Genomic DNA, 11,998 nt, shown 5'->3' on the forward strand with positions numbered 1-11,998 from the left:
TTCCATCCCAATATAATAATCAATGCCGTTTCTTTAAGCAGATATGCTTTCAAATTCTCTTGACCGGGCGAACTCACCTTTTTTTATTAGAAATTCCGTTTTTAGTATTTTCACTTAAAATCTCCTCTACATCATGAACCATGTTTGCAGCAGTTGTATTTAAAATCTTGGAAAGCAGCAGCATTGTCGTCAAAGAAGGCTGTCTTAAACCTCTTTCAAGAAGTGATATATAACTGCGGTCTAAGCCGCACTCCTGGGATAATTTTTCCTGGGACAATTTATTTAATGTTCTGAATTTCCGAAGTACTTGACCAAATATTTTTTCCGTATTCAAATTAAATTTCTCCATTTTGATATTGCAACAATACATAGTTTTAAAAACAGGTTCTACAGACTATAGTCTGCAAATTATCAATTGATCAGACTAAGTTTATGTGCTACTAATTAAAATTGAAAAATGAAATTCAAAATAGCGAATATAAAAAAGGTAGCAAAAAAATATGCTTTTCAAAGCGTTACAAATAGATAACAGTCTGTCTTTGAACAGATTTTCAAAAAAAACCGGAATCCCAGTCAAAAGACTTAAATACTATAATGAAGCCAATAAAACACCGTCAGAAACGGATTTGGAACTAATATTAAAGGAAACTGGAATTTCAAAAATTGAACTAATGCTTTTAATGGGTAATTTGAATCGAGAACTAAAATCATTAATATCAGAAAACGCTGAACATATTAGTGAACTCTTATCGCCCAAAAAAGTAGAGAAGAAACCTATAAAAAATATTAAACCTACCTTTAAAACAGAACTTGGCAGCCTGTACCAAAGTGATTGTTTGGACCTGATCAGGACAATTGAAAACGATAGCATTGATCTTATTTTTGCCGACCCACCTTTTAATTTAAACAAGTTATATCCATCAAAAATCAATGATAATCTTAAAACAGATCAATATTTATCATGGTGTGAAAGCTGGGCATTTGAATGCACACGGATATTGAAGCCTGGTGGAAGTTTTTTTATTTGGAATCTTCCCAAATGGAATTCTTATATGTCTGAATTTTTAAATACAATATTAACATTCAGACACTGGATTTCAGTAGATATTAAATATTCTCTCCCCGTCAGAGGAAGATTGTATCCGTCACACTACTCACTGCTTTATTATTGCAAAGGTAAAAAGCCCAATACTTTTCACCCGGACAGACTTTCCATGGGCATCTGCCCCCATTGTTATGGTGATCTGAAAGATTATGGCGGTTATAAAAACAAAATGAACCCCAATGGAATAAATATAAGCGATGTATGGCTTGATATTCCACCTGTAAGACATGCAAAATATAAAAAAAGAAATGGTTCAAATGAATTGTCCGTTAGATTGCTGGACAGGATAATAGAAATGTCCTCAAATGAAGGGGATCTTGTTTTTGATCCATTTGGTGGATCTGGTACCACTTATGCTGTTTCTGAAATAAAAAAAAGAAGATGGATTGGAGTCGAGATCGGACCGATAGAAAGCATAATTAATAGACTTAAAAACATACATGAAGACAGGTCAAATCTTGAAAAAATAAGGAATGATATAAATTCTTTAATCCCTGAAAAATATTATAAAAAAAGAGTTGAAAAAGGCTTGTGGACTCCTGAGTCTGTTCGAGAAAAGGCATCTTGATTTTTCCTTTTCAATATCAGGCCTTACTGATAACAATTAAATAGCCTTTCAAGAGGTCATTCCGGTATGACACCGGGTGTTGCTGGTGTTTCTTTTGCATACCGGGGTCGCCTTCGGAAAAGTGCCTCCATACCACTGCACTTTCCGCCCATGCCCCTGCATCTTCCCATTCCCCGACCCCGGGGAAATGGTCGGTTTGCCATGTTTCCAAACCCGGCAAAATTGGTGTTTCCCGTTTGGTCATAAATGAACCGTTTTTGACTGTCGCTTAACACTGCATAGGCCTCACTGACCGCCTTGAATTTATCTTCCGCATCTTTATCTGTGTTAACATCCGGGTGGAACTCCATGGCAAGTTTTCGATAGGCTTTCTTGATTTCATTCTCTGTAGCGCTTCTATCGATTTTCAACAGACTGTAATAATTTTTCAAATTCATCACTTTTACCTCAATCATCCTGATAAACGCCAACGCTGATACACGTTGAAAATTTGAAATATAGGATAGAAACTTGGTTTTTGTCAATAAAAGTATAAAAAAATTTTAAGCGCTGATATGGAAGGGTCATTGCAGAACGGGTTTGTCGGAATAACCTGTAAACCGCTGCTGATATTCTTTTGGCCGCAGGCCGGTCAGCCTGACAAATACTTTCCTGAAAAAGGAAATATCCTCATACCCGACCAGATAGGTGATTTCATTGAAGGTCTGGCTGCCGTCCTCCAGCAGGTGTTTGGCGTTTTCCACCCTTAATTGCTGCAGATACCCCAAAGGAGTGACAGAAGTGGCCTGTTTAAACCTGCGTTCCAAAGAACGGCGGCTCATCCGGTATTGTTCGGCCAGCCGGTCGTAATCAACTGATTGGGTGTGATGCTGTTCTATCCACTTCTGGGCCTTTATAACCAAAGGATCACCATGATCTTTGGAAAAAAGAAAACAGCCGTAGGGGGCCTGCATTTCCCGTCCCAAATCCAGGACCATGGTCTTGGCGCACTGTACAGCGGTTTGCCGGCCGCAAAATTTTTCCACCAGGTAGAGGGATAAATCCATACCGGCATTCACCCCTGCCGCACAATAGAGGCGGCCCTGGTCAATGAACATTTGGTCCTGTCTTAAATTGATCCGGGGATATTTTTGCCGGAACATCTCGGCAAACCCCCAGTGAAGGGTGGCTGATTTTCCGTCCAGCAAACCGGTTTGGGCCAGTAAAAACGCTCCTGTGCAGATACTGGCCACATGGGCACCCTGGTTGTATTGTCGACGGATCCAGGGAACCAGTCCAGGACTTGTTTTAAGAATCTGTTTGATATAGGTGGCCGATGGAATGATAATCAAATCTGTCTTATGAATTGTCTCAATACCGCAATGGGGCTGGATAAGGACATTATACAGGGATCGAATGACTTGTCCGTCTGCCGAGGCAAGGGTGACGTCAAAAAATGGGGTTTGAGGGGACTTGCTCAGGCGATTCCAGAGCCGTCCTGCCTGGTTAAAGATATCCATGGGGCCGAAAATGGTGGTAGCCATGGAGTTATAAAGTCCGAGAATGGTTACTTTTTTCATTGGTCTCCCTTAAATAAAGGATAAATGTCGATATCGCCACTTATAATGTCGTTTATGCCACTTTTTTTCCTGTAAGACAACCCTTATAATCAAATTTATTTAACGAAAGGAGAGACTATGGTATCTGAACAAATTAAAGCCTCATTGGCCCCCTGCGGTCTGAGCTGTGAAAAATGCTTTGCCCACGTGGATGGAGATATCCGCAGGTACAGTTTGAAACTCAAAGAAAAACTGAGGAATTTCGACATCTATGCCAAAAAATTTGAAACCCTGCTGGGTGATCCAATTTTTAAAAAATATCCGGATTTTAAGGAAATGCTGGATTACTTTACTTCGGAAAACTGCAAGGGATGCCGTAATGAACAGTGCAGGCTGTTTAAAGACTGTGGAGTACGCAGCTGTCACCAGGAAAAACAAATTGATTTTTGCTTTCAGTGTGAAGAGTTCCCCTGTGACAAAACCAATTTTGATAAACACCTGTATAAAACCTGGGTGATGCTCAACGAAAAAATCAAAAAAGCAGGCATAGAACAATTCTATGAAAAGACCAGAACCCGCCCCAGATACCTCTGAAAAACACCCCATGAAAAGTCCGGCAGGTCCCTTTGAAACGGGGCTGCCGGCGCCAATGGCCGGGCGTTATTCAGGTTATAGATTTTCGCGATCAATCATTTAAGGCATTATTTGCTCTGGCTGTTCAGTCCTTGCTGCTATGACCTATCCAAGCCATACCGGGTACAAACCATTGGTTGCAATGTATTAAAAAAACAAATACATTAGTCATATTTTTTCAATGAATATATAAAAATAGGAAATGGTCAATATGGCTCTGCCTCGCCTTGATATTTTAATTTATGCCCATGATGGTCGGGGACTGGGGCATGCCAGCCGCAGTATCGGTATCGGCCTGGCCCTGCGTCGCATCTATCCTGATTTGAAAGTACTTTTTATCTCTGGTTGTCAGATTTCCCGGGAACTTATCGGTTCTGCACCCCTTGACTGGCTCAAGCTCCCTTCATATGAAACAGAGGTTATTAACGGCAAATCACGGGGAATAGATGGTCAGAGTAATTTTACAGATAAGCAGCTTGGTGAGATCAGATCTGAAACTTTGCGCCACATTATTGAACTCTATCAGCCACGGATTGTTCTTGCTGATCACTCTCCACAAGGTAAGCATAAAGAGCTGAGGGGTGCACTTGAGGAAACTACCAAAACCGACACAAAATGGGTACTTGGCATACGCGGAGTTATAGGTGCGGTTCCACAGGTCCGGTCTACCCTTGCCTGCGAACTGTTTGAGAAATATTATAGTGCTCTTCTCTGGTATGGTGACAGCTCTGTACTGGGCAATGAAAATATGAAACAGCTCCAAAACCAGTTTGGTATATCTCCTGTTGAATGTGGTTATGTCTCCAGGTTAACAGAGATTCACAAACAACAGAGAAAAAAATTGAGTACTGACGTGGACCTGGCCGGAACAGTGTCCATACCCTGGCTTGGTGAGTCAACATTTGACTTCATTGTTGAGCTGGCAGAAGCACTTCGTCTTTTAGGAGCATCCCATGGTAAATGGCAGATATTTATTGGTGTGGAGGAAGGTTCAAAAGATGATATAAAAATTCATTCCTTATTTCAGGATCTTGACCACTGCTCTATTGAAATTCCCAGCAGCCGCTATAATGACGCACTTGTCAATTCAAAATGCGCCCTTATATATGGTGGTTATAATAGTTTAATGGATATTCTTCACCTTGGGATACCTTGTGTTGTTCTGGTCCGGAAGATGCAGGATAAGGAGCAGGACATTCATCTCCGACAACTCCTGATGAAAACAGGAAATCAGCTTCTTGTTTTCAGAGAAAACGATCTAAATCACGACGAACTCTTTGCGGCGTTGAAGAACCAGATTCTTGCGCCAAGACAAAAAGAAAAAACGATTAATCTAAATGGTGCCGCAATGGCAGCCGATCATCTTTTCAGACTACTGGGTAATAAAAATCCATAAATCTTCTAGCAAGACTTTTATCTTTCCCTGGTGAATTGAATAGACAAAACCCCGGCACTGCCATAGCAGAGAATGGCAATCATCATGACGGCTTTAAATCCAAAGATGATGGCAAGAACAGTTGCCAAAAGGATACTGATAACGCTAAAAAAACCGTTAATCCCCCATGCCCAGGCCAGAGAAAACTCATCTTCTCCTTTTAAAAAGTTCAAGGCGCAGGGAAAGGGGATCCCCATAAAAAAACCCAAAGGTGCAATCATCATCAGGGTGAGAACCACTTTTTGTCCAAGGGAAAAGGAGATGAAAAATGAGAATATCGGGTCCATGAAGATGAGATAAAATCCTGTCACAAGAATAATAATAAAGCTTGAATAAAGGATCCGTTTGCTTTCAGGGAAAAGCCTGGTTGAAAACAGGCTGCCGATGCCGGAAAAAACAAGAAGTCCTGCAATAATAACACAAAGAGAATAACAAGGATGGCCCAAAAAAAGAATCATCTTCTGTATCATGGGCATTTCAATAAAAAAGTACCCCACACCAATTAGAGAGAAATAGGCAAATATGGTTTTTTTTCTCCTTGTTACTCTTTGACCCATTATCAGCAGGGGGAAAACAATAAAAATAAAACTTAAAATCAAAACAGGTAAAAGAATGATCAATAAAATCAGGTATCCCCATTCGGTGACAGGGATCTGGGACGGGCCATAGGTTTTAATATATCTGATGACTGCGGGTTTAAAAAAATTATAAAAATAAGGCCTGTTGTCCGTGGCAGCACGGATATCAAAGTCATAAGCATCAACAAAATTCTTTGACTCTTTGGACAAAAGTTTTTGCAGTGCCTGATAATACACTGGTGTTTTAAGTTGAATAAAGTGATTGACTTGTTTTTCACTAATGCCTGGATAATAGACCAGATCAAAAAGCCGTTCTTTGGCAAATTTCTTACTTTTATCAATCATTTCATTCAGGATGGGAGATTTGGAAACCAGTAATGTCAGGGTCTGAAGTGACCGTATGGCGATCAGATGCTTATCAACGTCATCCATTCCCATTTGCTGTAACGCTTCTATCACCATATTGAATATCTTAAGGTTGTCCCTTGCAGGGGTGACCACCCATCTGCTGATGGCCAGAAGCCCGTTGTCATTTAAATGCCCGACATAGTCTTTTATGGATTCAATGGTATACAAATAGCTCTCATTTAAGGCATACACGCCTGATGCAGCAGTATTGTAGGCATCAATCATGGACAGTTCGATAAGGTCATATTTTTTGGGGGTCTGTTTTATAAAACTTCTTGCTTCATTGTTATGGATGGTCACATTTTCTCTGGTGTAGATATGCCCGGAATAAGCCCCGAATTGATTTTTCATAAGAGAAATGACACGAGTATCCACTTCAAGTGCATCAATATGTTTAAATTGGCTTAAAATTGATTTTAATATAGATTCTCCTCCTCCTGACCCGATAATCAGCACATGGTTTCTCTTAGTTTTCTCCATCACATGAAAAGGGAGATAGGGTGCCAGATGTTGAAGGTATCGTATATCGTTTTTATTACCTTTAAAGGGGGTTATGGGGCTCATTGAACTTGCGTTAAAAAAAATTCCTTTCTGGATGGGTACCTGAAAGGGGGATATCAGGCTTAAGCCCGCAGTTGTGCGAAGTCCTTTTGCCTGAACCACCTGTACGACAGCCAGAGGAGAGTAAGCTTCATGAACAATTTGAGCATCGGGCAGGTTTAAGGCCCCTGAAATGGCTTTGTATTGAGATACTTTTTTAAAATCCGGAAAAGAAAACAGCACACAAAAAGTTGTTATAATAATAACTGTTATGATGCCGGCAGTGCAGACATATTTGACACTGCCCTGAAAAGCCATTACCAATGCAGGTACCATGGCAATAAGGATAATGCCCATCATTATATTAAAGGGGTGCCATAAAAATGATGCCGCAACTACTGCCAGGGCACCGGCTCCTGATCCGAGAAGATTAAAAAAATAGGTCTTTGAAACAGAGTGTTTTAACAAAGCAATGCAGACGATCAAAGCACCCAGAAAAAAAGAAAACCCCATGAGGGAAAAGTAGAAAAACATGCTGATGATCTGTCCCATACCAAAGGTCATTTCATAGGGATTAAAAACCAACCTTGTGGAGATGATAAATCCAACGGTTAAAAAAACAGGAAACAATATCAGGCCTGTGAAAAAAAACAGTGAATACCTGGTTTCAATTTTTTTTTGAATCACACTGACAACCGAACCGCTGGCACCAAATCCCAAAAGAGCCATGGTGATAATCAGCGGTGAAAGATTATGCCATTGTGCCCAGGCAAAGATCCGTGTAAAAATTATTTCATAACTAAGAATCGAAAAAGAGGTAAAGAAAACACTGAAATTAACAATTCCTGGGCCGGGTACTTTCAACTTATTCCTCTTTTCTTGACTGTTTTCTTGTAAGGGGGACAAATCGTACAGAGGTAATAACTTTGGTTGAGAGTTCTCCCTTTTTTCCTTTTTTTATCAAAACCAGGTGCTGGACTTTAAAAGGCGGTCCAACCGGAATACACATGAGCCCGCCAGGGCTTAACTGGTCTATTAAAGGGGGAGGGATAAAATCAGAAGCACAGGTGACAATGATGGCATCAAAGGGTGCATGGGCGCTCCATCCAAAATAGCCGTCTGCATTCAAGGTCTGGATATTTTGATACCCCAGAGTTTTTAAGAGCTTATTGGAACAGTCATGTAGCGGTTTTACAATTTCAATTGTGTACACTTCCTTGACGATCCGGGCCAGGACTGCTGCCTGGTATCCTGAGCCTGTTCCAATTTCTAAGACCCTGGACCCTTTATCCACATTGAGCAGCCGGGTCATGAGCGCAACAATATAAGGCTGTGAAATAGTCTGGCCATAACCAATAGGCAATGGTCTGTCTTCATAGGCCTTTTTCTTGTACGCCTCTGGGACAAACTCGTGACGAAACACGGATTCCATTGCATTTAATACATCCGGGTTTGTGATACCCCGATGCCTGATTTGATATAAAACCATATTTTTACGGGCAGCAGCATAATCATCGGATTTTCCAATTGCTTCTGAACCGGCTGAAAAACCGAACATAATCAGGAGCAAAAGAATAATCCGAAATTTATTAATGAATTTTAAAGCTTTCATTCCCGGCCTCGCAAAATTTTAAGGGGAATTGATTATATATTACTATTCACTAAATCTGATAAAAAAGCAATCGCATAGAATTTTATGCCTTATCCATCAGCATGGCTGATAGGCATGAAAACGCTGTACGCACCGTCTTCCCGTTCGCTCTTAAGGTTTGGGCAGGCCTTTTTAAACACCTTCATTATCTTATGATTGGAGAACAAAACTTCAGCCGTAAAAACCTTAATACCCCTTTCTATTCCAAGTTTCATCAACAAATTTACCATATAGGTGGCAATGCCAAGGTTGTTATACTTTTCATCAACAATTAAGGCAATTTCAGCATTTGGGCTTGATTTTTCCCCTAAATACCTGGCCTCGGCTATTAAAATGCCTTCTCCGGGCTCCCCGACCATCCCTACGATTGACATGGTATGGTTCCAGTCAATATTGACATATTCCTGCATTGTTGAATGGGGCATAGTGGTAATGGAGTAAAAATATCGGTTATAGATGGCTTCAGTGGAAAAACGGTAGAACAGCCGCCTCATTTGTTCCTCATCCGAGGGCTTTATAGGCCTGAACCTCACCTTGATCCCATTTTTAAAGGTCTGCTGCTCGTGAATCTCATGGGGGTATAGATGACTGCTTTCCTTTAAAAATATCTGGTCAGGATAGAGCATATTTTTCTTTTTTGCCTTGTTAAATAACTCCAGGCGGTCATCCGGATGGGCGATCTCGATCAGGGCCTGGGCCCGTTCCCGAATGGAAAGGCCGTTGAGCATGGCAGTTCCGTATTCTGTAACCACCATGTCAATGGATTCTTCAAATCCCAGCTGATTGTAGTACCGTTCGATTGAAAGTTTGATATTGGTGCGGTTGTTAAGGTTCCTGCTGGGAAGGCCGAATATGATACGCCCCCCCTTGGAAATCTGAGCCCCTAAGAAAAAATCCATCAGTTCCATGGGACCGCTGATGACATTGCCTCTACCGTGGTGTAAAACAATACGGCCGGACAGATCAACTTTATGCGCGGGAATCACTGCAACAAACCGTGGGTTTTTACCAATATTGACCGGGTCAAAAACCGTCTGGATTCCCTGGAAAGCCACCATATGGTTCCGGTCAAGCCAGGTCATGAGATCAGGCGTTCCAAATGCATAGGATGCAATGGATTTTCCCTGGAAGAGATTTTTATGAAGGTTGGTCACTGCCCCGCTTTTCACAAGTTCCATCAAGGCATCGGTAAACACGGGGGAGTGTACCCCAAGATGACGTTTATTCATCAATTTTTTACTCAGGGATTCAAACAAAGGGCCGATGGAAAATGCAATACAGCTTCTGTCCTGGATCAGTAAAGCAATGCGGTGGGCTATTCGGTCAAAAATAAAGCTGGTTTGCCAGCGCTCAAAATAAACCGGATCATCCTGTGAATAGACCAGCAGGTCAAATTCCGACATATTGACAAAGGTATCGCCAAAGGTCCTGGGTATTTTAGGATTGATCTCACCCACAACAAGGAATGCCTGTTCCATGGCGGCCCGTGCCACATCAATGGAAATCCCCAAGCTGGCATTTCCTGAATCATCAGGCAGGGAAATCTGGATAAATGCGACATCAACCTGGATGAGCCCGGAGTCAAACAGCCGGTGCAATCTTTTGAACCGAATGGGAATCAGGTCTACCAACCCTCTGGCAATCGCCTTATTTATCATATTGCCCGAGCTGAATGTCTTTAGCCGGTATTTATGGGAATCAAGTGTTTTAAGGGTTATGGTATCACTGAAATTCACAAGCTGAATCAGCTCAAGATCGACCAGCTTCTTATTATCGGAGCTCATTAAGTGCTTTACCAGGGTGCGAGGTTCAGAAACACCCGTGCCTAAAAAAATACTCATTCCCGGCCTGATCTTTTTCATGACAATATCAGGATCAACAATTTTTTGTTTCCAATTCATATTGATACCTTGATTAAAGTCCCGGAAAGATACAAGGGAACATTTTTTTTAGTACTATAATACCTTGCGGTTATTTTTGCAAAAAAAATATTTTTTGTAAATTTTTATCTGTTCATCTGATGATTTTCATTAAAGCGTATTTTATTTGTTATCCTTCTTTTTTTGTTTTGCTTTCAAAACCTGACGCTGGGAAGCATTGAGCACAGTTTTTCTAAGACGGATGGATTGTGGCGTGACTTCCACCATTTCGTCATCCCGGATAAAATGGAGGGCCTTTTCAAGGGTCATGATCCTAATCGGCGAACAGACAACATTTTCGTCTTTCCCGGATGCCCGCATGTTGGAAAGTTTCTTCTCTTTGCAGGCATTCACGTCAATATCCTGATGCCGATTATGTTCTCCGACAATCATGCCCTCATACACCGGAGTTCCGGGTTCAATAAGCATCTGTCCCCTGGGTTCAAGGTTGAACAATGCATAGGGAACGGCTTTGCCCTGTCTGTCTGAAACAATGGACCCGTTAAATCGGACAGGAAAATCTCCCCTGTGTGCTTCGTATCCGGAAAGGTATGAATTCATAATCCCGGTTCCCCGGGTATCTGTCATAAACTCATCCCGATACCCGATCAAGGATCTTGAAGGAATTGAAAATTCAATTCTCACTCTGCCTTTGCCGTTATTCACAAGGTTGATCATCTTGCCTTTTCGAATGGACAATTTTTCCGTTACAACACCGAGAAAATCTTCACCGCAATCCACAAACAAATGTTCAATGGGCTCCAGTGTTTTTCCTTCCTTATATTTATAAATAACCTTGGGCCGCCCCACGCAGAGTTCAAATCCTTCTCTTCGCATGGTCTCGATCAGGATGGCAAGCTGAAGCTCCCCTCTTCCCTTGACTGTAAAACTTTCATCCGTGGTACTTTCTTCCACTTCTATGGCGACATTCATTAAGGTTTCTTTAAAAAGACGCTCCTTGATTTTTCTGGACTGAACATATTTTCCTTCGCGACCGGCAAAGGGAGATGTGGAAATAGAGAACTGCATGGACACTGTGGGTTCATCCACTGTGATTCTTTCTAAAGGCACAGGTTCGAGCTTTGTACAGATGGTATCCCCGATTTTGACATCCTCAATACCGGACAATACAATGATATCACCCACCTGGGCCTGTTCTACAGGGAGAAGAGTCAACCCTTCATAGGACTGAAGTTTGGATACTTTTAACGATAAAAGTTTACTATTTTCGTTGATGCACACAAGATTTTCATTGGACTTTGCACTGCCGTTAAAAATCTTACCAATGGCAAGCCGCCCAAGATAGTCGGAATACCCGAGATCTGAAACCAGCATCTGAAAGGGGGCATCAGGATCATAGGTCGGGGCGGGCATTTCTTTTAGGATGAGATCAAATAAAATGCTTAAATTGTCAACATCATCATCCAGTTCTTTTTTAACAATACCATCACGGCCAATGGCATATAGATAGGTAAAATCAAGCTGTTCTTCCGTGGCGTCAAGATCAATGAAAAGATCATACACCATATCCAGCACTTCGTCGGGTCTGGCATCTTTACGGTCAATCTTATTAATAATGACCATGACGGGAAGATTGGATTCAAAGGTTTTTTTAAGAACAAA

General features: G+C 41.4%; 10 protein-coding genes. 3 read left to right on the forward strand and 7 right to left on the reverse strand.

Going from position 1 to position 11,998, the window contains the following annotated elements; all coding sequences use genetic code 11:
* Nucleotides 1–73 precede the first annotated feature (73 nt).
* Nucleotides 74–334, reverse strand: coding sequence for a helix-turn-helix transcriptional regulator (locus K8S13_RS24340; RefSeq protein ID WP_291466322.1), 261 nt, complete (start codon nt 332–334; stop codon nt 74–76).
* Nucleotides 335–500: 166 nt separating this feature from the next.
* Here K8S13_RS24340 and K8S13_RS24345 point away from each other — a divergent pair, with 166 nt between their 5' ends.
* The gene (locus K8S13_RS24345) at nt 501–1,673 is read left to right on the forward strand and encodes a site-specific DNA-methyltransferase (protein ID WP_291466323.1); all 1,173 of its coding nucleotides are present in this window, start codon (nt 501–503) and stop codon (nt 1,671–1,673) included.
* Between the two features lie 56 nt (nt 1,674–1,729).
* Here the strand turns inward: K8S13_RS24345 and K8S13_RS24350 are convergent, their stop codons facing one another.
* Together K8S13_RS24350 and K8S13_RS24355 are read right to left on the reverse strand one after the other, a co-directional pair.
* Entirely contained in the window at nt 1,730–2,110 is a 381-nt protein-coding gene (locus K8S13_RS24350) for a DnaJ domain-containing protein (protein WP_291466324.1), read from the reverse strand.
* 126 nt (nt 2,111–2,236) lie between these two features.
* Nucleotides 2,237–3,232 (reverse strand): GlxA family transcriptional regulator, encoded by a 996-nt coding sequence (locus K8S13_RS24355; protein ID WP_291466325.1) that lies wholly within the window; start codon nt 3,230–3,232, stop codon nt 2,237–2,239.
* 117 nt (nt 3,233–3,349) lie between these two features.
* Here K8S13_RS24355 and K8S13_RS24360 point away from each other — a divergent pair, with 117 nt between their 5' ends.
* Both K8S13_RS24360 and K8S13_RS24365 read left to right on the forward strand, forming a co-directional pair.
* Nucleotides 3,350–3,805, forward strand: a complete 456-nt coding sequence (locus K8S13_RS24360) for a DUF3795 domain-containing protein (protein WP_291466326.1) — start codon at nt 3,350–3,352, stop codon at nt 3,803–3,805.
* 250 nt (nt 3,806–4,055) lie between these two features.
* Nucleotides 4,056–5,240 (forward strand): hypothetical protein, encoded by a 1,185-nt coding sequence (locus tag K8S13_RS24365; protein ID WP_291466327.1) that lies wholly within the window; start codon nt 4,056–4,058, stop codon nt 5,238–5,240.
* 17 nt (nt 5,241–5,257) lie between these two features.
* On the opposite strand, the gene K8S13_RS24370 is transcribed toward K8S13_RS24365, so the two are convergent.
* The 4 genes from K8S13_RS24370 to K8S13_RS24385 all read right to left on the reverse strand — a co-directional run.
* Nucleotides 5,258–7,669, reverse strand: a complete 2,412-nt coding sequence (locus K8S13_RS24370) for a hypothetical protein (RefSeq protein ID WP_291466328.1) — start codon at nt 7,667–7,669, stop codon at nt 5,258–5,260.
* 1 nt (nt 7,670) lies between these two features.
* On the reverse strand, nt 7,671–8,417 hold the full coding sequence (locus K8S13_RS24375) for a protein-L-isoaspartate(D-aspartate) O-methyltransferase (protein ID WP_291466329.1): 747 nt from the start codon (nt 8,415–8,417) through the stop codon (nt 7,671–7,673).
* Between the two features lie 89 nt (nt 8,418–8,506).
* A complete protein-coding gene (locus K8S13_RS24380; protein WP_291466330.1) occupies nt 8,507–10,357 on the reverse strand; it encodes a GNAT family N-acetyltransferase in 1,851 nt (616 codons plus the stop codon).
* 141 nt (nt 10,358–10,498) lie between these two features.
* On the reverse strand, nt 10,499–11,998 hold a 1,500-nt coding region (locus K8S13_RS24385; protein ID WP_291466331.1), incomplete at its 5' end, for an EF-Tu/IF-2/RF-3 family GTPase.

This window comes from Desulfobacula sp., assembly GCF_021107415.1.